Below are 23,229 nucleotides of genomic sequence, written 5' to 3'. Positions count from 1 at the left end.
GGACGTCACCGCGGCGACGACGCCTGAAGCTCGGCGCGCACGGCCGGGGTCAGCACTTGACCGGCGCGCTCGACCATCAGCGTCATCTGGTAGGCCACCAGACCCATGTCACAGTCCGGGGCCGCCAGCACGGCCAGGCACGAGCCGTCACTGATCGACATGATCAGCAACAACCCACGCTGCATCTCCACCACGGTCTGCGTGACCGCACCCCCCTCGAACACCCGGGAGGCTCCCTGGGTCAGGCTGATCAGGCCCGCGGCGACCGCCGCCAGCTGATCGGCCCTGTCCTTCGGAAAGCCCTCCGAGTAGGCCAGTGGCAGTCCGTCGGACGAGACGACCACCGTGTGCGCCACTCCCGGAACGCCGCGGACGAAATCGGTGATCAACCAGTTGATACCGCGAGCGGCCTGGCTCAGCTCCCTCACTGCTCTTCCTCCATGCGACGCAGCTCAGTTTTGTACGGCACCTCGTCCTCGCTCAGCTCGCCCCGGGCGACCGCGCGGCCCTGCCGGATGCCTTGCTGAAAGCTGGACAGGCGGTTGCGTGCCCGCTCGGGGGACAGCGGCGGCATTGCCGGCGCCGGCGACGACGGGCCCTGCTCGGCGGTGTTCGCCGAGCCGGGGACCAGGTTGGCCTTCGGTACCCGCTTCGGCAGACCGGCGGATGTGGTGCCGTCCCGCACCGGCTCCTGTACGACGGCCGCGGCCTGCCAGCCGCGGTCCGCCGCGGCCTCCTGCCAGCCGGCCACCGGGGCCTCCGGTGCGTTCGGCTCGGCACGCCGGAACCAGGCCGACTCGACGGCGGCGAAGATCGGCAAGTACTCCTCCTGTTCCATTGGCGCGCTGCGCACGACGGGAAGCGGGCCGGTGGCGGCGTCCTGCTCGGAGGTCTCGTAACGGCGGGGGCGCATCCGCACCGGTGGCATCTCGCTCGTCGGCGGGCCCGTAGGTGGACCGAAGCGTCCCGGCCCTGGAGGAGAACCCATGGAGGGGCCGGTTGCCGGGCCGCCGAACGCGCCGGTGGCGGGCCCGGTGGACGGGCCGGCGTACCCGCCGGTGGACGGGCCGCCGAACGCGCCGGTGGCAGGACCGCCGAACATGCCCGGCCCGGACGGCGGGCCGCCGTAGCCGCCGTGGTTGCCCTGACCGGTGGACGGATCCCCGTAGCCGCCGTGGCCGCCGGGGCCGGTGGACGGATCGCCGTACCCGCCGTACCCGTAGCCGCCTCCGGTGGTGGGGCCCATCGGCCCGAGGCCTCCGGCGCCGTTGGTGCCGCCGGTGGCCGGGCCGTAGGGACCGGTCATGGGGCCGAACGACGAGGACCCGGCGGTCGCGGCCGCCGGCGTGAACAGGCCGGCCGGCTGCCCGGACGAGGCCCAGGCAGGCGCTCCGGCGGTGGCGGGACCGCCAGGCGCGTGGGTGGGTGTGCCCATCAGCGTCTCCGGCAGCAGCACCATCGCGGTGAGCCCGCCGCCGTCGTGCCGCCGCAGCTGCACGCGAATGCCGTTGCGCAGCGCGAGGCGGCCGACCACGAACAGGCCCATGCGCCGGGACACCGACACGTCCACCACCGGCGGGTGCGCGAGGCGCCAGTTGGTCTGGGCCAGTTCCTCGTCGGTCATCCCGATGCCGGCGTCGGTGATGGAGATCATCACGCCGCCGCCGTCGATGCGGTTGGCCGTCATGGTGACCCTGGTCTCGCGCGGCGAGAACGAGATGGCGTTCTCCACCAGCTCCGCCAGGAGGTGGATGACGTCGTTGACCGCCTGGCCGGCGATGGACACCCCGGTCGGGACGTTCATCGCGACCCGCTCGTAGTTCTCGACCTCCGACAGCGACGCGCGCGCGATGTCCAGCAGCGGCACCGGCTGGCTCCACCGCCGCGCGGGCTCCTGGCCGGCGAGGACCAGCAGGTTCTCACTGTTGCGGCGCATGCGGGTCGCCAGGTGGTCCAGGCGGAACAGGTCGCCGAGCCTGCCGTCGTCCTGCTCGCCCTGTTCGAGACCGTCGATCAGGCTGATCTGCCGTTCCACCAGGGTCTGCGTGCGCCGCGACAGGTTGACGAACATGGCGCTGACGTTGCTGCGCAGCTGCGCCTCGTCGCTCGCGAGGCGGATCGCCTCGCGGTGCACCTCGTCGAACGCGCGCGCGACCTCGCCGACCTCGTCGTTGGACATCACGCCGATCGGCCGCACGTCAGGCGGCCCCTCCGACGCCTCGGACTCGCGCAGCTTCTGCACCAGCTCGGGCAGGCGGCGGCCGGCGATCTCCAGCGCCTCGCGGCGCAGCCGCCGCAGCGGGCTCACCAGTGAGCGCGCCACGACGGTGGTGATGACGAGGACCATGATGAGCAGCACGGCGAGCACGGCGATGTCGATCGCGGCCTGGCTCTGGTCGGACCGCGCGAACTCCGAGGCCTGGTCGACGATGGTGCGGCCGAGGGCCCGCTGCACGACCTGCATGCGGTCCAGCCCGTCGCTCGCGGCCTTGAACCAGTAGTCGACGTCGCTCTCGGCGCCACCGCTGAGGTTTCGCAGCTCCGCGCCTTCGCGTGCGAGTGACAGCACGCGGTCCACCACACCGGCGGCGCGGTCGATCAGCGGGCTCGTGACGGTGTCGGAGTAGCGTTGACGTTCGGTGGCGCCGGCCCGGAACAGGAAGGCGCTCAGTTCGCTGGCCTGCTGCGCGCGGGCCGCGTTGAACGCCTCCAGCAACGTCGGGTCGAACGCGTGGAAGGTCAGAGCGATGGACATCAGGCCGCGCTGGCGGGACGCCTGCTCGGCGGCCCGGACCAGTGAGGTGAGCGCCGCGGCCCGCGAGCTCAGCGCCTCGTCGCCACCGCCTCGGCCCACTTCGTCGAACAGCGCGAGGATGTCGTCGTTGACCTCGTTGTACTTCTGCATCGAAGGCAGCGGCGGAAGCTGGGACTCTCCGATGGTCTCGCGCAGGGTGCGGAGCTGGGCCATCCGGCCGAGCACACGCCGGTACGCCTGCCGGCCGATGCTGCCGAGACTGGGTTCCACGACCTCGCGCCGGTCCGCGACGATCTGCGCGGCGGCGTCCACGGCGTTCTGCTGGTCCCGGATGAGCAGGCGTGCCTGGTTCCCGCGGCGGCCGTTGGCGACGAACCGCACCGACAGGTCGCGTTCCAGGTCGATCTCGTGTACCAGGTCGGCCAGGTTGATGCCGAATTCGGCGACCGTGCGGAGGCGCTCGTACTCCGAGGCGCTCTGGATCGAGCCGTACACGCGGAGACCGCCGAGGAGGACGGCCACCAGTGTCGGCACCAGGATGAGCGCGATGAGACGGGTTCGCACCCGCCAGTTGCGCAGGGCCACCGACCTTCTGGACGACTGCATCGGAGGAGCGGCCTGCTCACCCGGGTCGGAGGAAGGCGGGGTTGCGCCCGGCGTGTCGCGGCGACCGCTCTCGATTGTTGCTGTCCTCACTGGTCGCAACCTCTCGCGGCTGGTCTGCGTTGGGGGGAAACCATGTGAATGGTGTGACACATGGCAAGTCAGGGGGCAATTGGAGCATATAGCCAGGAGTTCAACCAAGCAGTATGGCGGTTTAGAACGTTCCAAATCTTTATTCCGTCGCCTACGCTTCAGTCAATGACCAGGCACACGAGTTCACCGACATCACAAGCACACGGTCGGTCTGATATATCACCAGATCCGCATTTACCGCGTTCCAAGGTCCCATAGGCCGCCTAACTTCACATAGCACACCAAACTGGACTTTCTTACGAGTTTCATGACAAATGCGGCTTGGCGGTGTAAGCCCGGAATCGTGCACGCTAGGCTTCACGCTCGCCAAGTCAGCGTCCCCAAATGGCACCCAAAGTCACAAACCCCCCACATATCCCAAATAAGGACACCGAATGAGACGATTCAGGGGTCGTACCTTCCTCATCGGCATCGGCACCGTCGTGAGTCTCGGACTCACGGCCTGCGGCGGGGGTTCGACCCCGTCGGCGGCGCCATCAGCCGAGGGGAAGGCGCTGGAGAAGACCACGATCACCGTCGGTGCCCTGCCGATTCCCGACTCGGCGGGAATGCACATCGCCATCGCGAAGGGCTTCTTCAAGGAAGAAGGGCTGACGGTCAACGTCACGCAGCTGCAGAGCAGCGCCATCGCCGTGCCGAACCTGCTCGGCGGCAGCCTGGACATGATCCTCGGCAACTACTTCGCGATCATCAACATCCAGTCCAAGAAGGGTGGGGACTTCCGCTTCGTCGCGGACGCCTACCAGGCCAAGCCCGACACCTTCGCCCTGGTCGTCCCCAAGGACTCCAAGATCGAGACGCCGAAGGACCTCAAGGGTGCCAACATCGCCGTGCCCGCGGTGAACAGCATCGGCGAGATGGCCGCCGGCTCGACGTTGCGCACGGTCGGCCTCGACCGGCTGAAGGACGTCAAGTTCCAGCAGTACGCCTTCCCCGACATGCCGGCCGCGCTGGCGACCGGCAAGGTCGACGCGGCGTGGCTCACCGAGCCGTTCCTGACCGGCGTGCAGAAGAACGCCGGCGCGCGCAAGATCGCCGACACGATGACCGGCGCGATGGCCGACTTCCCGATGGCCGGGTGGACGGTCACCAAGAAGTGGGCCGAGGCCAACCCCAACACCGTCGCCGCCTTCCAGCGGGCCTACGCCAAGGGTCAGCAGCTCGCCGCCTCCGACCGTAAAGAGGTCGAGTCGATCCTGCCGAAGTACACCAAGATCTCCCCGCAGGACGCCGCGGTCATCACCCTCGGCGCGTTCCCGACGACGCTGAGCGCGAACCGCATCCAGCGAGTCGCCGACCTGATGCTCGAGTACGGCTACCTCACCGAGAAGCTCGACGTCACCCCGCTCCTGGTGCCGCAGCCTCAATGATCGGCCGGCGCGTGGCCCGCGGCGCCATCGGCGTCGCGGGCCTGCTGATCGCGGCGGAGGCCGCAGGCGCCTCCGGGCTCGTCGACCCCGCGCTGCTTCCGCGCATGTCGGCGGTCCTGGTGGAGGCGGTGCGCCTGCCGGCCGACCCGGAGTTCCCCCCGGACCTGCTCTCGACGCTGCGGGTCTGGGCCATAGGCCTGCTCGTCGCCGTGCTCGGCGCCGTCCCCCTCGGCCTCGTGCTCGGCAACCTGCGGCGGGCCGAGCTCGCGTCCCGTCCGCTGGTGGAGTTCTTGCGGCCGATCCCCTCCATCGCGCTGATCCCGCTGGTGACCCTGCTGGTGCCGTCCACCGAGGTCGTCAAGATCATCGCGGTGGTCTACGCCTCGGCCTGGCCCCTGCTGATCAACACCATGTACGGACTGAAGGACGTGGACCCGGTGGCCAAGGACACACTGCGCAGCTTCGGCTTCGGCCGGCTCGACGTGCTGCGCAGGGTGTCGCTGCCGAGTGCCGCGCCGTTCGTGATGACGGGGGTGCGGCTGGCGTCGTCGGTGGCGTTCGTCGTCACCGTGAGCACCGAGCTGCTGGCCGGCGGGGTCAGCGGCATCGGCGTCTACATGCTCCGCGCGGCGTCCGGCCTGCGCACCGACCTCATCCTCGCGTGCATCCTGTGGACCGGTGCGCTCGGCCTCGTGGCGAACATTTTGCTGGTGCGCCTGCAACGCCGCGCGTTCCGCTGGCACGCGGTCGCGGCGGTGGGAGAGTCATGAGCGTCACCACCACCGCGCCCCCCGCTCCCCCGGCGCCGTCCCGTCCCCGCCGCACGCGCGGGGCCCTCACCGCGCTGGCCGCTCAGGTGTGGCTGGTACCGGTCGCCGTCGCCGTGTGGGAGGCCGCGGCCAGGGTCGCCGAGTCGGTGTACTTCCCGCCGCCGTCGCAGATCGCCACGCGCATGTACGAGCTGTGGCTCACCGGCCCCGCCTCCCGGCTGTTCCTCACCGACGAGGCGCTGGACACGTTCGGGCCGAGCCTCGGCCGCCTGTTCGGCGGCTGGCTCATGGCGTGCGTGGCGGGGGTCGCGATCGGCGTCGCGGTCGGCCGTTCCCGCGTGCTGGCCGACTACGTCGACCCTGTCATCGAGTTCTGCAGGGCCGTGCCGCCGGCCGCGCTGATCCCCCTGTTCATCGTGCTGTTCAAGACCAGCACGCAGATGCAGGTGGCCACCATCGTGTACGGCGTGATCTGGCCCATCCTCATCAACACCATCGACGGCGCGCGGTACGTCGACCGCGTGCACACCGACACCGCGCGGGTCTTCGGGGTGCGCGGCGCGCGCCGGTTGGTGCGCGTCGTGCTGCCGTCGGCCGCGCCGAAGATCTTCGCGGGGCTGCGCCTGAGCCTGTCGCTCGCCGTGGTGCTGATGGTCGTGTCCGAGCTGGTCGGCGCGACCGACGGCATCGGCTACCAGCTCATGTTCACCCAGCAGACGTTCGACATGGCTGCGATGTGGGGCTCCATCGTGGTGCTCGGCATTCTCGGCTACACCCTGAACGCGTCCTTCCTGCTCGCCGAGAAGCGCATCCTCTCCTGGCACCGGCGGGCCCGGCAGACGACCTAGCGGTCGGCGCGCCGGGCAGTTCACAGCGACCCGAGGAAAACACCGTGCTCGATGTCGTCAACCTCGCTCACACCTACGGCCACGGCCCGGCAGCCCACCGGGCCCTCGACGGGATCGACCTGAAGGTCGCCGAAGGCGAACTGGTCTGCGTGGTCGGCCCCTCCGGCTGCGGCAAGTCCACCCTGCTGCGGTCCATCGCGGGACTCATCCGGCCCACCGAGGGCCACATCCGCATCAGGGACGCCGCGGTGTCGGACCGCATGGGTGACCTCGCCGTGGTCTTCCAGGACTACAGCCGGTCGCTGTTCCCGTGGCTGACCGTCGGCGACAACGTGGCGCTGCCGCTGCGCCGGCGCGGCATGGACCGCGGCGCGCGGCGGTCCGCGGCGGCGGAGGCCCTGGAGGAGGTCGGGCTCGCCGGTGCGGCGGCCAAGTACCCCTGGGAACTGTCCGGCGGCATGCAGCAGCGGGTCGCCATCGCGCGCGCGCTCGCCTACCGGCCGTCGCTGCTCCTGATGGACGAGCCGTTCGGCTCGGTGGACGCGCAGACCAGGGAGGACCTGGAGGACCTGGTGCTCAAGGTGCGCGAGCACCACCGGATGACCGTCCTGCTCATCACGCACGACATCGACGAGAGCGTCTACCTCGGCGACCGCGTGGTGGTGCTGACCGGCTCGCCGGCCCGGGTCGCCGGTGAGCTGCCGGTGAGCCTGCCGTTCCCGCGCGACCAGATCGCCACCAGGGAACTGCCGGCGTTCGTGCACCTGCGCGCCGAAGTGGGACGGCTGGTGCGCGCCAGAGACCGGCGGGACTGAGGCGGCGGGTGCGCGCACCCCCGCGGTCCCGCGTGTACCACCTGTACGACTGGAGGAAGACATGACCGATCCGGCGAGCCCCATCTGGGACACGCTGCGCAGCAGCTGGCGGGCCTCGGCGATGCGGACCATGGCGGAACTGCGGGTCGCCGACCACCTGGCGGACGGCCCGCTGACCGTGACGGAGCTGGCCACCCGCTGCGAGGCCCACGCGCCGTCGCTCGGCCGGCTGATGCGCGCGATGGCGTCGGTGGGGCTGGTGGAGACGGTCGGCGAGGACCGGTACGCGCTCACCGGCACCGGCGCGCTGCTGCGCTCGGACCTGCCGTCCTCACTGCGCACCAGTGTGCTGTTCAACACCGACCCCACGCTGGCGATCGCGCTGGCGGGGCTGACGAGCACCGTGCGCACGGGCCGCTCCCACTGGGTCGAGACCAAGGGGGTCCTGTACGACTACATGGCCGGCGACCCCGAGCTGCTCGCGCTGTTCAACGAGTACATGACCGTGCGCGCCGTGCCGATGGCCGCGGGTGTCGCGGAACAGTACGACTTCGCCGAGGTCCGCACGCTGGTGGACGTCGGCGGCGGCCGGGGTCACCTCACCGCGGCGATCCTTCGGGCCAACCCTGAGATGCGCGCCACGCTGTTCGAGCTGGCACAGGTGCTGCCGGCCGCGCAGGCGGCGTTCGAGTCGTGGGGGCTCGCCGACCGGTGCGAGTTCGTGGCAGGCGACTTCTTCGCCTCGGTCCCGGCCGGCGCCGACGCCTACCTGCTCGGCAGCGTCGTGCACAACTGGGACGACAACGACGCGCTGCGCGTCCTCGGCACGGTGCGGGTCGCCGTGCCGCAGCACGGCCGGGTGCTGCTCGTGGAGATGGTGCTGCCGGACGACGACGAACCGCACTTCGGCAAGGACCTCGACATCCGCATGCTCAGCATCTTCGGTCAGGGACGCGAGCGCAGCAGGTCGGAGTACACCGTGCTCCTGGAGAAGGCGGGCCTGGAGCTGACCCGTGTGATCCCGATCCCGTTCAACGCGAGCGTCGTCGAGGCCAGGCCCGTCTAGCGTCGGCGCGGGACCGCCGGGGTGGCGGTCCGCGGCCGGAGGCTCAGCGGCCTCCCCAGCCGGGGACCGCCACCCGCATCGTCAGCGCGTGTTCCACCAGCGCGATCAGCGTGGACTTCACCGAGTCGCGCGAACGCGCGTCGGTGCGGACCAGCGGGATGTGCGGCGCGAGGGTCAGCGCCTCACGGACCTCCTCGTCGGCGTGCGCGTAGTGCCCGTCCCAGCCGTTGACGCCGACCACGAACGGCAGCTGCGCCTCCTCGAAGTAGTCGATGGCGGGGAAGCAGTCGGCCAGCCGCCGCGTGTCCACCAGCACCACCGCGCCGATGGCGCCGCGTACGAGGTCGTCCCACATGAACCAGAAGCGGTGCTGGCCGGGGGTGCCGAACAGGTACAGGATGAGGTCCTGGTCCAGTGACACGCGGCCGAAGTCCATGGCGACGGTGGTCGTGGTCTTGTGGGGGGTGAGTCCCAGGTCGTCGATGCCGGCGCTGGCGTCGGTCATGACGGCTTCTGTGGTGAGGGGGACGATCTCCGACACGGCGCCGACGAAGGTCGTCTTGCCGACGCCGAAGCCCCCGGCGACGACGATCTTCGTCGAGGTCAGTGCCGGGGCCCGGTTAGAGCCTGCGAAGTCCACTGAGAACCCTTTCGAGCAAGTTGAGATCAGGCTTACCCGTGTCCAGTTGCGGCTGGTGGACCTGGACCAGGCCCTCGGCGGCCATGTCGGCGATGACGACACGGGCCACCCCGAGGGGCACGCGGAGCAGCGCGGCGATCTCGGCGACCGACCGCACCTGGCGGCAGAGCTGGCTGATCGCCTGCTTCTCCGGGGTGAGCGTCGAGATGTCTTGATGGGTCGACAACAAGGAGGAGACCAGGGCCTCAAGGGCGAGCGCGGTCCGTGGAGCGGTGCGGCCACCCGTCATGGCGTAGGGACGTACCAGGGAGCTCTGCTCCACCGGCCCGGGGCCCGGCCCCGGTGGTGCCGGCGCGTCGCCGGGGTACCGGCGCGCGTCGTTGATCGACGGGTAGGACGGCGGCCCGCTCAGCGGGTCACCGTCATCCGTCCAGCCGCGGGGTGCCACAGCCTTCTCCTCTCACCGGCGTCTCACCGAGGTTGAGACGCCTGGAGTTCTGCACGCACCGCCGGGGTCAAGACCTGACCGGCACGCTCGACAAGCAAAGTCATCTGGTAGGCCACCAGACCCATGTCACAGTCCGGGGCCGCCAGCACGGCCAGGCACGAACCGTCACTGATCGACATGATCAGCAACAACCCACGCTGCATCTCCACCACGGTCTGCGTGACCGCACCCCCCTCGAACACCCGGGAGGCGCCTTGAGTCAGGCTGATCAGGCCCGCGGCGACCGCCGCCAGTTGATCGGCCCGATCCTTTGGAAAGCCCTCGGAGAACGCCAGCGGCAACCCGTCCGAGGAGACGACCACGGTGTGGGCCACCCCCGGCACGTTGTTCACGAAGTCGGTGATCAACCAGTTGACTCCGCGAGCAGCCTGGCTCAGCTCCCTCACGAGTCCTCCTTGTTCCGTTCACTGTTTCTCATGGGTGAAGAAGAGTCCTCGTCGAGATGTTCGCCCCGGGCCACGGCCCGGCCCTTGCGCACACCCTCTTGGAAGCTCGACAGCCGGCTGCGCACCCGGTCGGGTGACAGCGAGGGTGGCGGGCTGAACACCGAAGGGGTCGGCTCGGCCGACCCCGGCACGAGGTTGGCCTTCGGGACGCGCTTCGGGAGGCCTGAGGAGGTGACGCCGCCGAGTGACGGCTCCTTGACCGCCTGCGCGGCCTGCCAGCCGGCGTCACCTGGGGACGACCAGGCCCGCGCCGGCTCCTCGTCGTCGTGCCTGCCGGCGGACGGCACCGGCTGCTCCTCGCGCACGACGACCTCTTCGCTCTGCGGCTGCGCGGGGAGGTCGCTGCGGCGGAACCAGTCCGACTCGACCGCGGCGAAGATCGGCAGGTATTCCTCCTCGCCGCCGTCGAGCGCGGAACTGCTCACGGCGGGGAGGGGACCGGTGTGGTCCAGGTCGGGTACGCCGCCGAAGCGGCTGGACCGGCCGAGCGGACCGGCCGCCAGCGGTCCTGTGGCCGAGCCGCCGGTCGGCGGGCCGAACATCGAGCCGCCGGTCGGCGGACCGCCGAACGACGACGGTCCCTGCGGGCCGCCGAACGACGACGGTCCTTGCGGGCCGCCGAACGACGAGGGGCCCTGCGCGCCGCCGTACGACGACGGTCCCTGCGGACCGCCGGGTACGGCGGGCCACGACGCGGTCTCCTGGTCGGCGAGACCCGGCCAGCCGGCGCCGGCGCCGCTGCCCGGCGGTGGCACGTCCGCCGGCCACGGGGTGTCGAGCGGCGGGTTGGGGTTGAAGTACTTGTCGAACGGGTCCTGGCCGTCGGCGCGCTCGAACGGATTGCCTCCCGGCGGCTGCGCGACGGCGGGGCTCTCGAACATGTCGCGTGGCGCGCCTGACCGTTCGAAAGGCGACCGGGCCGCGGCGGGCCGCTCGAACGGGTCGCGCTCGAACCGCTCGAAGGGATTGTCGCGCTCGAACGACCCGGGGAACGTGCCCTGGCCGCCGGCCGGGGCCGGCACGGCGTGGTCGTCGGCGCCGAAGGCCGCCGGACGAGCGCCGCCGCGCGCCGGTTCGAAGCCGCCGCCGGGAGCGCCGAACGACGGCGCCTGCGGCGCTCCGTACTGCCCGCCGGTCGCCGGGCCCATCGCCTCGGCCGGCATGCCGGCGAACTGCGGCGCGCCGGTCGCCGACAGCAGAGCGTCCGGCAGCAGCACCATGGCGTTGAGCCCGCCGGCGTCCTGCTGGCGCAACTGGACGCGGATGTTGTGGCGCAGCGCGAGGCGGCCGACCACGAACAGGCCCATGCGCCGGGACACCGACACGTCCACCACCGGCGGGTTGGCGAGCCGCCAGTTGGCCTCGGCCAGTTCGTCGGCCGTCATGCCGATCCCGCTGTCGCTCACCGAGATCATGACGCCGCCGCCGTCGATGCGGTTGCTCGACACCAGGACCTTGGTCTCGCGCGGCGAGAAGGAGATGGCGTTCTCCACCAGCTCGGCCACCAGGTGCACGACGTCGTTCACGGCCTGGCCGACGACGGAGGTGCCGGACTGGACGCGCAGGTCCACCCGCTCGTACCCCTCGACCTCCGACAGCGAGGCACGCACGATGTCGACCAGCGGGACGGGCTGGCTCCAGCGCCGCGCGGGCTCCTGCCCCGCGAGGACCAGCAGGTTCTCGCTGTTGCGGCGCATGCGGGTGGCCAGGTGGTCCAGCTTGAACAGGTTGGACAGACGGTTCTCGTCCTGTTCGCCCTGCTCCAGTCCGTCGATGAGGCTGAGCTGCCGTTCCACCAGCGTCTGGCTGCGCCGGGAGAGGTTGACGAACATCGCGTTGACGTTGCTGCGCAGGCGGGCCTCGTCACCGGCCAGGCGGATCGCCTCGCGGTGGACCTCGTCGAAGGCCCGCGCGACCTCACCCATCTCGTCCCTGGAGGACACGCCGATGGGAATGACCTCGGCCGACGGGTTGCTGTCGGAGGACTCGCGCAGACGCTGCACCGTCTCCGGCAGCCGCACGCCGGCGATCTCCAGTGCCTCGGCGCGCAGGCGGCGCAGCGGCCGGGTCAGCGAGCTCGCGACGACGGCGGTGATGATGAGGACCAGCAGCAGCAGTACGAGGATGAGGCCACCGGAGATGAGGGCCTGCCGCTGCGCCTCGTCACGAAGGGCCTGGCTCTGCTGGACGACCGATCCGGCGAGCCGTTCCTCGACCTGGCGCATGCGGTCGACCACCGCGGAGGTGGCGGCGTACCAGACCGAGGTGTCGTCGCGGCGCAGCGGGTCGAGGTCCTGGATCTCCTTGAACTGCCGCAGCTGCGCCAGCGCGAGCGCGCGCATCGAGTCGGCCCGGTCGACCTGCTGGCCGCGCACGGTGTCGTTGTAGAAGTCCACGTCGGCCGGGGAGGCCTCGGCGAAGAACCTCGTGGTCTGGCTCTCCTGGCGGCTGAACGAACCGGGGAAGTCGACGAAGTCGTCGTAGTCGAACCCGGTGCCGCCGGAGGCGCGGGAGGTCAGGGCGACGGTCATGAGGCCGCGCTGGCGCGCGACCTCTTCCTTGGCCTGGCTGAGCGCGTTGAGCGCGATGCTGTCGCCGAGCAGGCGCTGGTCGAAGCCGGAGGTGCCGAGCTCGCCCTGCATGCTCTGCAGGACGCCGATCACGGCGGAGTACATGCGCAGCGCCGCTCGGGGGGGCACCGACGGCTCGGCGATACGTTCACGCAGACCCGGCAGGCCTTCCAGCCAGCGGCGGATCTCGTCGGCTTCGGCGCGGACACGCGCGGTGTGCGAGGAGTCCAGGTCGGAGACCATGGAGAGCACCGGTTCGCGGGCCTGGTCGACGGCGTCCTGCTGTTCGCGCACCTTCTTGAAGCGGGCCTGGCGGCGGCCCTCCGCGATGTACCACGCGGTGAGGTCGCGTTCCTTGTCCACTTCATGGATGAGGACGTCGATGCGTTCGACGAGGGCGGCGACCTCGGTGAGACGGCTGTACTCGCCGGACGTGCCGACGGCGTTGGTGAGCTGCACGGCGCCGAGGATCACGCCGACGATGGTGGGGATGATGATGAGGGCGATCAGTCGTGATCGCACACGCCAGTTGCGCAGCCTGAGCCAGCTTCCGCCCTTCTGCGTGCGTGGCAAGGGGGACGCGGACCGCTCCACGCGGCCACTACGACCCGGATTGCCCCGAGGGTCCTGTGTGCTCACTGGATTTCGCAACCTCTCACCGGGCCTGGCGTGTAGGGGGGTACGTCACGCGCGGGGCGCATGAGACGTCCGAGACATCCATCAGGCGAGGGTAATTGCAACACACCCGTACCAGATCGGCCAACAGCACATTGATTGACAAATGTCACCAAACACCCATCTAAGCGGATAAATCCCCCTTCTCGCTTCCGTAACTATGCGAGCGGAGAGCACGGGGGACCGGGACGACACGTGTTCCTGACCCGGCGGCGGATCGACTGACATCGCCCATCATGGCCCAGTCGTCCTCGCTCCGGCGCCGGTTCCGGACCGGCGCCGGGAGACAATCACGAAGGTGGCAGAACGCGACAGATGTGACCACAGAGGCGGATCACGGGCTCAGGCCGGGGCCGCGGCGCCTTCGATCAGGTCGGCGGCCTTGCGCAGGCCGTCCCGCCTGCGGATCTCCTCACCGGCCGCGGCGAGCCGCGCGCGCAGGTCCGCGTCGCCGAGCAGGCGCTCCACCGCGCCGGTGAGCTCCTCGTCGGCGAAGCTGTACGTCGACAGCCGCACGCCGTAGCCCAGCTCGTGCACACGCTGCGCGTTGTCGTACTGGTCCCAGAACAGCGGCAGCAGGATCATCGGCTTGCCGAAGTGCAGCGCCTCGGTGGTGGTGTTGTTGCCGCCGTGCGTGATGACCAGGTCGACCAGCGGAAGGATCTTGGTCTGCGGCACGATCTCGGCGCCCCACATGTTGTCCGCCAGCTTGATCTCCTCGTGCAGCGGACCCTTGGAGACGATGTAGCGGTGCGGCGTGGTGCCGAGCAGGTCGATGACCCGCTGCATCAGCTCGACGTCGGCCGAGCCGAGCGAGCCGAGCGAGAAGTAGACCAGCGAACCCTCGCCGCCGGCCAGGGATTCGGGCATCAGGAAATTGTCGTCGGTCTCGCGGACCGAGGAGTCCAGCCGGTGCCAGGACGGCCCGAGGGGCCGCGCGTCGGTGTAGTCGAGGATCTCCGGGTACACGTAGAGGTTCAGGTCCCCCTCGTGGATGAACTCCAGGTCCGGCAGCGCGGGAGCCCCCTGCTCCACCACCCAGGCGTTGAACGCCTCCCAGATCTCACGGTGCGTGCGGTCGTACTCGGCGCGGAACGCGTCCCACTGCGAGGGGTCGTCCGCCGGCAGGCCGGAGAACACCGGCGCCACGCCGTCCCCCTTCACCTCCAGCGGGTTGCACGAGACGATGCGCACGAACGGCTTTCCCGCGGTGACCAGGGCCGGGAACGCGATCACGTTGTCCTCGACGATCACGTCCGGTCGTACCCGCTCGATGATGGCCTTGAGCTGCGGCTCGCAGTACTTGGTGCCGTCGATGAGCGCGTCCCAGATCGGCTTGGTGACGGTCTCCAGCTGCTCCAGCGTGGACTTGCGGTACTCGGGTGCGGTGTCGCGGATGAAGTCCTTCCAGAACTGTCCCGCGTCCTGCTCCTCCTCGGCCGGCGGGGCCAGGTCGACCAGATCCTCCTCGAAGCCGAGCGCGGTGAGCTTGCCCTTCCACGACGCCTCCGCGGCGAAGACCACGCGGTGACCACGCTGCCGAAGGATGTCGGCGACGCCGATGCAGTTGTTCGTCGGCCCGTAGGCGCTTTCCGGCATGAACAGAATGGTGGCCATCGGTCCTCCATTAGTTGAAGGTGGGTTCAAAAAACATGGGCTGGGTACTCGGGAACGCAGGTATCGCTAGCTAGGAAGAGACAGAGCACTTTAGACTCCGTCTTCAACATCGGGGTGAACGGGGAGGGACGCATGAGCGCGCGCAAGAGCCGGGCCGATCGGCGCGTGGACCTCATCGAGGCCGCGCGGCGTGCCATCCTGCGGTACGGCACCCAGGGGGTGCACCTCAACCACGTGGCCGAGGAGGCCGGGCTGACGTCCGGCGCGGTGCTCTACCACTACCCCGACCTCGGTGAGCTGCTGGTCGAGGCGCACCACGCCGGCATGGAGCGGTTCTACGAGCTGCGGGTCAAACGCGTGGCGGGGGTCAGCGAGCCGGCGCGCAAGCTCGTGGTGACGGTGCGCTCGGGCCTGCCGTCCGGTCCCGACGACCCGGGTGTGCGGCTGCTCAACGAGCTCGGTGGCGCCGCCGCGCGCAACCGCGTGTACGCCGTGCTGCTCACCACGCTGTACGACCGGCAGGTCGCGCTGTACCAGTCGATCCTCGACACCGGCGCGGCGCTCCAGGTGTTCCGGCTCAGCGGTGAATCGCTGATGATCGCGCGCAACCTGGTCGCGCTGGAGGACGCCTACGGCTACCGCATCACGGCCAGGCACCCGGTGATCGGGCCGCGGGAGGCGGCGGAGAACATCCTCGGCTACGCGCGGGTCGCCACCGGCAACGCGCTGGACTGCGACTGAGCTCACCGCGCGATCAGCACCGCGTCGGCGGCCCGCCAGTCGAGCCCGACCTCGGCGCCGGCCTGCACCTTGGCGGGTCCCTGCGCGGCGACCAGCACCGGCCGGTCGTGTCCCGGCACCCGTACGGCGATGTGCGACACGCCGCCGAAGAAACTCACGTCGGCCACGACGCCGCGCAGCACCCCGCCTGAGGTCAGGCGCACCGATTCCGGACGCACGCCGAGCAGCGCCGGCGCGCCGGCGGCGAACCCTCCCGTGGCCGGGAGCGTGCCAAGTCCCGGCACCACCAGGCCGTCACCGGCGGCGGTGCCCTCGAACAGGTTGTTGTCCCCGATGAAGCCGGCGACGAACGGCGTCGCGGGCCGCTCGTACAGCCGCACGGGTGCGTCGACCTGCTCCACGCGGCCCTCGTCCATCACCGCGATGCGGTCGGCCAGCGACATCGCCTCCTCCTGGTCGTGGGTCACCACGACGAAGGTGATGCCGACCTCGTGCTGCAGCCGCTTGAGCTCCAGCTGCATCTCGGCCCGCACCTTCTTGTCCAGCGCGGACAGCGGCTCGTCCAGCAGCAGCAGCCGGGGCCGTTTCACGATGGCACGGGCCAGCGCGACCCGCTGGCGCTGGCCGCCGGACAGCTGGTGCGGCCGGCGTCCCGCCTGCGGGGTGAGGCCCACGGTGTCCAGCACCTCTGCGACGCGGGTGCGCACCTCGGCGCGCGGCAGCCCTTCGCGTTCCAGGCCGTAGGCGACGTTCTTCGCCACGGTCATGTGGGGGAACAGCGCGTACGACTGGAACATCAGGTTGACCGGACGGCGGTGCGCCGGCCGGGACAGCAGGTCGGCGCCGTCCAGGGTGACGGTGCCCTCGTCGGGTGACTCGAAGCCGGCGAGGATGCGCAGGAGTGTCGTCTTGCCGCAGCCGCTCGGGCCGAGCAGCGCGAAGAACTCTCCCTGCCTGATGTCCAGGGTGACACCGTCGAGGGCGACGACGTCCCCGAACCTCCGCGAGACCCCGGTGATCCCCACCAGCGCCTCTGACGCGGCGCGGGCCTGCTCGGCCCGTGAAACAGCGGTCATCGAAGCGACTCCGTCAGTCGGGTCATGCGCTGCGCGGCGATGACCACGGTGAAACTCACCGCGAGCAGCAACGTCGCCAGCGCGTTGATCTGTGGGGTGACGCCGAAGCGCACCATCGAGTAGATGACGATCGGCAGGGTCGGCTCGGTCGGCGCGGCGGTGAAGAACGCCAGCACGAACTCGTCGATGGACAACGTGAACGCGAGCAGCGCACCCGCCGCGATGCCGGGGGCCAGCGTCGGCAGCGTGATGCGCAGGAACGTCGTCAGCGGTGTCGCGCCGAGGTCGCGTGACGCCTCCTCCAGGGAGGTGTCGGCGTGCGCGAGCCGCGTGCGCACCACGGCCGCGACGAACGCCATGCCGAACACCGCGTGCGCCAGGACGATCGAGTGCAGGCCGAGCGTCATCCGGATCGCCGAGTAGAAGATCAGCAGTCCGATGGCGAGCGCCAGGTCCGGCATGACGGCCGGCAGCAGGCCGAACGCGTCGAGCAGCCGTGACCTGGTGTAGCGCGCCATGCCGACCGCGAGGAGCGTGCCGAGCACCGTGGACAGCACGGTCGCGCCGACGGCCACGATCAGCGTGTTGACCAGGCCCTGGCGCACGGTGGCGTTCCCGGCGAGCTCGCCGAACCACTTCAGGCTGAATCCCTCGTAGACGTACGGCGACTTGCCGGAGTTGAACGACATCACGACGAGCACGAGGATCGGCGCGTACAGGAAGACGTACGTCAGCCAGAACGGGACAAGGATCAGGCGGGGTCTACGCACGCCGGTCGCCTCCGTACACCCGTGAGGCCCATGCCTGCAGGAAGAGCAGCACGATCAGCGCGGCGATCACCGCGAGCTGGAGCGTGGAGCCGAACGGCCAGTCGCGCGCCTTGAGGAACTGGTCCCTGATCAGGTTGCCGACCATGATGGACCGGCCGCCGCCGAGGAGTTCGGGGATGACGAAGTTGCCGAGGCACGGCACGAAGACGAACACGCATCCGGTGAGCGCTCCGGGTGCGGTGAGCGGCAGCGTGACCGACCAGAACGTGCGGGACGGCCGCGCGCCGAGGTTGGCCGACGCCTCGAGCAGGCTCGGGTCCAGGCGCTCGATCGCGGCGTACAGCGGGAGGATCATCAGCGGCAGGTAGGAGTACAGCAGGCCGGTGACGACGGCCCCCTCGTTGTAGAGCAGCTTCAGCGGCTCGTCGATCAGGCCGAAGCCGGTGAGCACCTTGTTCACCAGGCCCGGACCGCTGAGCAGGATGACCCAGGCGTACACGCGGATCAGGAAGTTGGTCCAGAACGGCAGCACGATCGCGATCAGCGCGATGGTCTTCCACTTGCGCGGCAGCCTGGCGATGACGTACGCCGTCGGGTACCCGATGAGCAGCGCGATCAGCGTCGTCAGGACGGCGATCTTGATGGAGTTCAGGACGATGTCGAAGTAGAGCGGATCGACCAGGCGGGTGAAGTTCTCCCCGGTCGTCTCGTACACCACGCCGCCGAACCGGCCCCTGCGGAAGATCGTGTAGCTCAGCATGAGAGCGAGCGGCACGACCAGCAGCACGATCAGGTAGGTGAGGCCGGGCCCGAGGAAGATCAGGCGCGCGGCGGCGAGGCTCAGTGCGCGCGCCAGGCGCGGCGGCCGTCCCTGAGGGGGGCCGGCCGCCGCGCCGGGCCGCGCGGCTTGTCGTTCGATGGTCAACGCGGGACCGTCACTGGCCGGCGGACACTTCGGTGGACAACCGGGTGTACTTGGTGGACGCCTCACCGAGGTCCACGATCGACTCGCCCTTGAGCAGGTCGGCCGGGGTCATCTGCAGCGGCTGGTTGTCCTCGATGAGCTTTTTGTTGTTGGCGGCGAGCAGGTCCATGGCGGCCTTGTTCGGCACCTTGTACAGGATGTTCTCGGCCACCCAGCTGTGCACGGCCGGGTCCAGGATGAAGTTGATGAAGGCGTGCGCCGCCTCCTTGTTCTTGGACGACTTCATGATCACCATGGTGTCGGACCAGAGGTCGCTGCCTTCCTTCGGCACCGCGAACTTGATCTTCGGGTTGGTGGTCGGGCACCAGCCGTCCCACGCCTCCACCATCGCGGCCTCGCCCTTCTCCAGGCGCGAGCCGAACGTCGTGTCGTCGTAGGCGAGCAGCGACTGCTTGGCCTTCAGCAGCACGTCCTTGGCCTGCGCGAGCTGCTTGTCGTCGGAGGTGTTGATGGAGTACCCGAGCGACTTGAGCGCCGGCAGCGCGAGCCAGCGCTCGGTGGTCATCATGGTGACCTTGCCCTTGAGGTCGGCCGGCGGGTTGAGGATGTCGTTCCAGCTCGTCGGCGGCGCCTTCACCAGGTCGGTGCGGTAGCAGATGCCGGTGGTCCCCCAGGTGTAGGGGACGGAGAACCTGTTGCCCTTGTCGAACGACATCTGGGAGGCCTCGGGGTAGAGGTTCGCCAGGTTCGGGATGAGCTCGGGGTGCAGCGGCTCGAGCAGGCCCTGCTCGTTGAGCGCCTGCGCGTACTGGCCGGAGACGAACGCGACGTCGATGCCGCTGTCGGCGCTCGCGGTCAGCTTGGCCATGGCCGTCTCGTTGGTGTCGTGGATCGACACCTTCACGTCGAAGCCGAGCTTGGCCTTGACCTGCTGGGGCAGGTCCTTGGGGCTGTAGCCGTCCCAGATGGTGATCGTCAGCCCCTGCTTGGACAGGTCCGCGTTGGGGTTGAGCTGCTCGGCGGCAGCGGTGGGGGCTCCGCCGTCCGCGCTCGTGGGGGATTCGCCACCACCGCACGCCGTGAGGGCGAGCGCGAGACCGGCGGCGACGGCGGCGGCCGGAAGACGACGGGTGTACCGGATTCGGGACACGACCGCTACTCCTTAGGTTCTTAAGCTGCTGAGGTTCGATGTTGACCGCAGTGCCTGACCTTCGCACGGCAGACCAGGGCAGGAAGTGTTGCAGCCCATATCAACATGAGCAAGACTTTTCGGGACATTGTTAGCTCGTAGTTTGGGAGTCGCGTTGAATCTGAGTTCAACAGCCGACGCCGGGTCGTCCGGCACGCCGGTGCCTCCGTCTGCGGGTGACGGACGCAGTAGTGGCCTGGTCGCGGCGCTGTCGCTCGGTACCGCGCCACCGGGTGGCTACAGCGTGATTCAGTTCCAGCCGCTACCGGCGATCAGGCCCGGTGCGGCCGAGCGCGCGATCGAGGTCGACCAGACGAACCGCTCGGTGATCGTGGACGAACAGGTGGTCGTCAAGTGGTTCACCCCTCCGCCGCCGCTCCCCCAGCCCGCGCCGGAGTTCTTCGCGCACCTCGCCGCCGTCGGCTTCACCGAGATCGCACGGCCGTACGCCGCGCTGACCACGCGGGACGGCGACCCGGGGACGCTGGTGGCGCTGGTGACCGCGTACCTGCCGGACGCCGCGGACGGCTGGGACTGGTGCGTGACCGAGGCCGTCGCCGGCCGCACGGCCTGCGCCGCCGACCTCGGCCGGCTCGCCGCGGACCTGCACCTGGCGCTCGCGACCCCCTCCCCCGCGATCCCCGAGCCGGTACGTCACGGCGACCCCGGCGACGGGTGGGTCCGCCGCGCGACGCACGCGCTGTCAGAGGCGCTGGAGCTCACCCGAGGCGAGGACGGCGAGTGGCTGGCCGCGATCGCGGGACGGCTGCGCGAACTGGTCGAGCCGCTCGGCCGGGCCGGGGACACGCCGCGCATCCGCGTGCACGGCGACCTGCACGTGGGACAGACCCTGCGCTGGCGGGACGGGTACGCGATCATCGACTTCGACGGCAACCCCACCGTGCGCGGTGAGGACCCCTACCAGCCCGCGGCCCGCGACGTCGCGCAACTGCGCACGAGCCTGGAACACGTGGCCGAGGTGGCGATCAGGCGCAGAGGCGCCGACCCCGGCGAGGCGGTGGCGTGGGCCGCGTCCGCCAGGGACACGCTGCTGTCGGCGTACCGGACGCGGCTGGCCGAGGGAGGCAAGCCGTGGCTGCTCGAGGAGTCCCTGCTCGCGCCGTTCGAGATCGAGCAGGAGTGCCGTGAGCTGATCTACGCCACCCGGCACCTGCCGCGCTGGCGCTACGCACCCATGGGGGTGCTGCGCGCGCGCTTCCCGTCGTGACGGCGTGGCGTACCCCCCGGTGACCCGGCGCCACCGGCAGGCGCGTAAGTTCGTGGCGACCGCCGCCGAGGAGACCGTGTGAAGCCCGACCTGTACCTGGCCGATCTGGAGGCCAAACCCGCCGCGCTCGATGCGCTGGCCGCCTCGCTGGAGACGGGTGACCCGTTCGGCGAGCTCGGGGACGGCGTGCGGCGCGTGGTGTTCCTCGGCATGGGAAGCTCACGGTACGCGGCACGGGTCGCGGCGCTGCGGCTGCGGTCCGCCGGTCTGGACGCGGTGGCCGAGTACGCCTCCGCCACGGCCGGGTACCCGCCGGGCCGCGACACCCTCGTGGTGGCGATCTCGGCCACCGGCGGCAGCCGCGAGACGCTGGACGCGCTGGCCAGGCACACCGGCGCGTCCCAGGTGCTCGCGCTGACCAACACGCCGGGCTCACCGGTCACGCGGCACGCGGGGCTGGTGGTGGACATGGCCGCGGGAGAGGAACGCGGCGGGGTCGCCTGCCGCACCTTCCAGCACACGCTCGCGCTGCTGCTGGCCCTGGAGAGCCGGCTCACCGGAGTGAAGGCCGACGTACCGGGCCTGCTGCGGCGGACGGCGCTGGCCACGGCCGACCTGCTGGACCGGCGCGCGGAGTGGCTGCCTGAGGCGCTCCGCCTGCTCGACGGCCCGCACGGCGTGTACACCCTCGCGCCGGTGGAGCGCCTGTCGTCGGCCGAGCAGTCGGCGCTGATGGTGCGTGAGGGCCCCCGCCGGCCGGCCACGGCGTGCGAGACCGGCGACTGGTCACACGTGGACGTGTACCTGGCCAAGACGCTCGACTACCGTGCCGTGCTGTTCCCCGGCTCGCGCTACGACGAGCAGGCCATGGAGTGGCTGCGGCTGCGCGGCTCCACCGTGCTGGCGGTCGGCGCCGACGTGCCGGGAGCCCACGCGATCAGGTACCGCGGCGACGACGACCCCGGTGTCGCGCTGCTCACCGAGACCCTGGTGACCGAGCTGGTCGCGGCCCACTGGTGGACGGCGCAGGGGTCCTGACCCTGGCGGCCTGCCGGACGGTCAGGCGCGGCCGTACGCCGCGCGGAGGGTCAGCACGTACTCCACCAGCGCGATCAGCGTCGACTTCACGGCGTCCCTGGCACGCGCGTCGGTGCGCACGATCGGGATGTGCGGCGCGAGCGTGAGCGCCTCGCGCACCTCCATCTCGACGTGCGGGAAGTGGCCGTCCCAGCCGTTGACGGCCACGACGAACGGCAGGCCCGCCTCCTCGAAGTAGTCGATGGCGGGGAAGCAGTCGGCCAGCCGCCGCGTGTCCACCAGCACCACCGCGCCGATCGCGCCGCGCACCAGGTCGTCCCACATGAACCAGAACCGGTGCTGGCCCGGGGTGCCGAACAAGTACAGGATGAGATCCTGGTCCAGCGACAACCGGCCGAAGTCCATGGCCACGGTGGTCGTCGTCTTGTGGGGGGTGAGACCGAGGTCGTCGATGCCGGCGCTCGCGTCGGTCATGACCGCCTCGGTGGTGAGGGGAAGGATCTCCGACACCGCGCCGACGAACGTGGTCTTGCCGACGCCGAAGCCACCGGCGACGACGATCTTGGTCGACGTCAGCGCCGGGCCGCGGCTAGAGCCTGCGAAGTCCACTGAGAACCCTTTCGAGCAGGTTGAGGTCAGGCTGTCCTTGGTCGAGCCGGGGCAGGTGCAGACGTACCAGACCTTCGTCGGCCAGGTCGGCGACCAGCACGCGGGCCACTCCGAGCGGAACCCGCAGCAGTGCGGAGATCTCCGCGACCGAATGGACGGAGTGGCAGAGCACGATGATCGCCTCTTGCTCCGGGGTGAGCAAGGACAAATCATCGCTCATTATCGGGGCCGATGAGACAAGTGTCTCCATCGCGAGATGGTAATCAGGCTCGGCACGGCCCCCGGTGACGGCGTAGGGACGGAAGAGCGGCTCGTCCTCGGTCCCGTCACCCCCCAGCATCACCGGATCCTGGAGGTCTGCAACTCGGCGCGCAAGGCGGGGGTGAGAACCTGCCCGACCCGCTCGACGAGCATCGTCATCTGGTAGGCCACCAGGCCCATGTCGCAGTCAGGCGACGCCAGGACCGCGAGACACGACCCGTCGCTGATGGCCATCACCAGCATGATGCCGCGCTGCATCTCGACCACCGTCTGCGTGACCCCGCCGCCGTCGAAGACGCGGGACGCACCCACCGTGAGGCTCAGCAGGCCCGCGGCGACCGCGGCGAGCTGGTCGGCCCGGTCCGGCGGGAATCCCTCGGAGTTCGCGAGGCGCAGTCCGTCGGCCGAGACGACGACGGCGTGCGCCACGCCAGGCGTCCCGCCGACGAACTCCGTGATCAGCCAGTCGAACCTGCGTGCCTCGTGACTCAGGTCGATCATGAGCCCCTCCTCATCGCGTTCATTGCGTACTGCCGGTTCTGCTGCGGCCGGCGCC

Annotated in this window: 22 protein-coding genes; 8 read left to right on the top strand and 14 right to left on the bottom strand. The window is 70.2% G+C overall.

Translation table 11 applies throughout. The features are described 5' to 3' along the window. Nucleotides 1-5: 5 nt before the first annotated feature. Together BJ992_RS08985 and BJ992_RS08980 are read right to left on the bottom strand one after the other, a co-directional pair. Nucleotides 6-428: a roadblock/LC7 domain-containing protein gene (locus BJ992_RS08985; protein ID WP_184979453.1), complete on the bottom strand. Its 423-nt coding sequence runs from the start codon at nt 426-428 to the stop codon at nt 6-8. Further along, a complete protein-coding gene (locus tag BJ992_RS08980; protein WP_184979452.1) occupies nt 425-3,361 on the bottom strand; it encodes a sensor histidine kinase in 2,937 nt (978 codons plus the stop codon). The genes BJ992_RS08985 and BJ992_RS08980 overlap by 4 nt, the downstream gene beginning before the upstream one ends. Nucleotides 3,362-3,885: 524 nt before the next feature. Between BJ992_RS08980 and BJ992_RS08975 the strand changes: the two genes are divergently transcribed. From BJ992_RS08975 to BJ992_RS08955, 5 genes are all read left to right on the top strand, one after another. Next, nucleotides 3,886-4,881, top strand: a complete 996-nt coding sequence (locus BJ992_RS08975; RefSeq protein ID WP_184979451.1) for an ABC transporter substrate-binding protein — start codon at nt 3,886-3,888, stop codon at nt 4,879-4,881. Further along, entirely contained in the window at nt 4,878-5,651 is a 774-nt protein-coding gene (locus BJ992_RS08970) for an ABC transporter permease (RefSeq protein WP_184979450.1), read from the top strand. Before BJ992_RS08975 ends, BJ992_RS08970 begins: the two co-directional genes overlap by 4 nt. After that, complete coding sequence (locus BJ992_RS08965; RefSeq protein ID WP_184979449.1) at nt 5,648-6,499, top strand: ABC transporter permease; 852 nt, start codon at nt 5,648-5,650, stop codon at nt 6,497-6,499. The genes BJ992_RS08970 and BJ992_RS08965 overlap by 4 nt, the downstream gene beginning before the upstream one ends. Nucleotides 6,500-6,543: 44 nt before the next feature. Further along, nucleotides 6,544-7,314 (top strand): ATP-binding cassette domain-containing protein, encoded by a 771-nt coding sequence (locus tag BJ992_RS08960; RefSeq protein WP_184979448.1) that lies wholly within the window; start codon nt 6,544-6,546, stop codon nt 7,312-7,314. 61 nt (nt 7,315-7,375) lie between these two features. Continuing rightward, a complete protein-coding gene (locus BJ992_RS08955; RefSeq protein WP_184979447.1) occupies nt 7,376-8,380 on the top strand; it encodes a methyltransferase in 1,005 nt (334 codons plus the stop codon). A 43-nt stretch (nt 8,381-8,423) separates the two neighbouring features. Here BJ992_RS08955 and BJ992_RS08950 read toward each other — a convergent pair whose 3' ends face one another. The 5 genes from BJ992_RS08950 to BJ992_RS08930 all read right to left on the bottom strand — a co-directional run bounded on the left by BJ992_RS08950 (nt 8,424) and on the right by BJ992_RS08930 (nt 14,836). Beyond that, entirely contained in the window at nt 8,424-9,020 is a 597-nt protein-coding gene (locus tag BJ992_RS08950; RefSeq protein WP_184979446.1) for an ATP/GTP-binding protein, read from the bottom strand. Continuing rightward, complete coding sequence (locus BJ992_RS08945) at nt 9,001-9,468, bottom strand: DUF742 domain-containing protein (RefSeq protein ID WP_184979445.1); 468 nt, start codon at nt 9,466-9,468, stop codon at nt 9,001-9,003. Before BJ992_RS08945 ends, BJ992_RS08950 begins: the two co-directional genes overlap by 20 nt. Before the next feature lie 23 nt (nt 9,469-9,491). Further along, nucleotides 9,492-9,914, bottom strand: a complete 423-nt coding sequence (locus BJ992_RS08940) for a roadblock/LC7 domain-containing protein (RefSeq protein ID WP_184979444.1) — start codon at nt 9,912-9,914, stop codon at nt 9,492-9,494. Continuing rightward, nucleotides 9,911-13,066: a nitrate- and nitrite sensing domain-containing protein gene (locus BJ992_RS08935; protein ID WP_184979443.1), complete on the bottom strand. Its 3,156-nt coding sequence runs from the start codon at nt 13,064-13,066 to the stop codon at nt 9,911-9,913. Before BJ992_RS08935 ends, BJ992_RS08940 begins: the two co-directional genes overlap by 4 nt. Before the next feature lie 495 nt (nt 13,067-13,561). Continuing rightward, nucleotides 13,562-14,836, bottom strand: coding sequence for a glycosyltransferase (locus tag BJ992_RS08930; RefSeq protein WP_184979442.1), 1,275 nt, complete (start codon nt 14,834-14,836; stop codon nt 13,562-13,564). A 132-nt stretch (nt 14,837-14,968) separates the two neighbouring features. Here BJ992_RS08930 and BJ992_RS08925 point away from each other — a divergent pair, with 132 nt between their 5' ends. Continuing rightward, the gene (locus BJ992_RS08925) at nt 14,969-15,577 is read left to right on the top strand and encodes a TetR/AcrR family transcriptional regulator (protein WP_184979441.1); all 609 of its coding nucleotides are present in this window, start codon (nt 14,969-14,971) and stop codon (nt 15,575-15,577) included. 2 nt (nt 15,578-15,579) lie between these two features. Here BJ992_RS08925 and BJ992_RS08920 read toward each other — a convergent pair whose 3' ends face one another. The 4 genes from BJ992_RS08920 to BJ992_RS08905 are packed head-to-tail and all read right to left on the bottom strand — an operon-like array spanning nt 15,580 to nt 19,498. Further along, a complete protein-coding gene (locus tag BJ992_RS08920) occupies nt 15,580-16,653 on the bottom strand; it encodes an ABC transporter ATP-binding protein (protein ID WP_184979440.1) in 1,074 nt (357 codons plus the stop codon). After that, the gene (locus tag BJ992_RS08915) at nt 16,650-17,423 is read right to left on the bottom strand and encodes an ABC transporter permease subunit (RefSeq protein ID WP_184979439.1); all 774 of its coding nucleotides are present in this window, start codon (nt 17,421-17,423) and stop codon (nt 16,650-16,652) included. The genes BJ992_RS08920 and BJ992_RS08915 overlap by 4 nt, the downstream gene beginning before the upstream one ends. After that, nucleotides 17,416-18,348, bottom strand: coding sequence for an ABC transporter permease (locus tag BJ992_RS08910; protein WP_246496564.1), 933 nt, complete (start codon nt 18,346-18,348; stop codon nt 17,416-17,418). The genes BJ992_RS08915 and BJ992_RS08910 overlap by 8 nt, the downstream gene beginning before the upstream one ends. A gap of 10 nt (nt 18,349-18,358) precedes the next feature. Continuing rightward, on the bottom strand, nt 18,359-19,498 hold the full coding sequence (locus tag BJ992_RS08905) for an extracellular solute-binding protein (protein ID WP_184979438.1): 1,140 nt from the start codon (nt 19,496-19,498) through the stop codon (nt 18,359-18,361). 154 nt (nt 19,499-19,652) lie between these two features. On the opposite strand from BJ992_RS08905, the gene BJ992_RS08900 reads away from it, so the two are divergent. Further along, nucleotides 19,653-20,765, top strand: coding sequence for an aminoglycoside phosphotransferase (locus BJ992_RS08900; RefSeq protein ID WP_184979437.1), 1,113 nt, complete (start codon nt 19,653-19,655; stop codon nt 20,763-20,765). A gap of 78 nt (nt 20,766-20,843) precedes the next feature. Next, nucleotides 20,844-21,803, top strand: coding sequence for an SIS domain-containing protein (locus BJ992_RS08895; RefSeq protein WP_184979436.1), 960 nt, complete (start codon nt 20,844-20,846; stop codon nt 21,801-21,803). Nucleotides 21,804-21,824: 21 nt separating this feature from the next. Here BJ992_RS08895 and BJ992_RS08890 read toward each other — a convergent pair whose 3' ends face one another. The 3 genes from BJ992_RS08890 to BJ992_RS08880 are packed head-to-tail and all read right to left on the bottom strand — an operon-like array spanning nt 21,825 to nt 23,174. Next, on the bottom strand, nt 21,825-22,412 hold the full coding sequence (locus tag BJ992_RS08890; protein WP_425503649.1) for a GTP-binding protein: 588 nt from the start codon (nt 22,410-22,412) through the stop codon (nt 21,825-21,827). Beyond that, complete coding sequence (locus BJ992_RS08885) at nt 22,393-22,752, bottom strand: DUF742 domain-containing protein (protein WP_184979435.1); 360 nt, start codon at nt 22,750-22,752, stop codon at nt 22,393-22,395. Before BJ992_RS08885 ends, BJ992_RS08890 begins: the two co-directional genes overlap by 20 nt. Continuing rightward, a complete protein-coding gene (locus BJ992_RS08880; RefSeq protein WP_184979434.1) occupies nt 22,752-23,174 on the bottom strand; it encodes a roadblock/LC7 domain-containing protein in 423 nt (140 codons plus the stop codon). Before BJ992_RS08880 ends, BJ992_RS08885 begins: the two co-directional genes overlap by 1 nt. Nucleotides 23,175-23,229: the final 55 nt, after the last annotated feature.

It is taken from the genome of Sphaerisporangium rubeum, from assembly GCF_014207705.1.
GTDB lineage: Bacteria > Actinomycetota > Actinomycetes > Streptosporangiales > Streptosporangiaceae > Sphaerisporangium > Sphaerisporangium rubeum.
Note: the sequence above shows the minus strand (reverse complement) of the source record. Positions and strands in the feature narration are given on the sequence as shown.

Bases quoted from the DNA above. Each gene is read 5' to 3' on its own strand.
- BJ992_RS08975 (WP_184979451.1), top strand. From the start codon at position 3,886: ATGAGACGATTCAGGGGTCGTACCTTCCTCATCGGCATCGGCACCGTC.
- BJ992_RS08885 (WP_184979435.1), bottom strand. From the start codon at position 22,752: ATGCTGGGGGGTGACGGGACCGAGGACGAGCCGCTCTTCCGTCCCTAC.
- BJ992_RS08955 (WP_184979447.1), top strand. From the start codon at position 7,376: ATGACCGATCCGGCGAGCCCCATCTGGGACACGCTGCGCAGCAGCTGG.
- BJ992_RS08980 (WP_184979452.1), bottom strand. From the start codon at position 3,361: ATGCAGTCGTCCAGAAGGTCGGTGGCCCTGCGCAACTGGCGGGTGCGA.
- BJ992_RS08880 (WP_184979434.1), bottom strand. From the start codon at position 23,174: ATGATCGACCTGAGTCACGAGGCACGCAGGTTCGACTGGCTGATCACG.
- BJ992_RS08920 (WP_184979440.1), bottom strand. From the start codon at position 16,653: ATGACCGCTGTTTCACGGGCCGAGCAGGCCCGCGCCGCGTCAGAGGCG.
- BJ992_RS08965 (WP_184979449.1), top strand. From the start codon at position 5,648: ATGAGCGTCACCACCACCGCGCCCCCCGCTCCCCCGGCGCCGTCCCGT.
- BJ992_RS08970 (WP_184979450.1), top strand. From the start codon at position 4,878: ATGATCGGCCGGCGCGTGGCCCGCGGCGCCATCGGCGTCGCGGGCCTG.
- BJ992_RS08930 (WP_184979442.1), bottom strand. From the start codon at position 14,836: ATGGCCACCATTCTGTTCATGCCGGAAAGCGCCTACGGGCCGACGAAC.
- BJ992_RS08925 (WP_184979441.1), top strand. From the start codon at position 14,969: ATGAGCGCGCGCAAGAGCCGGGCCGATCGGCGCGTGGACCTCATCGAG.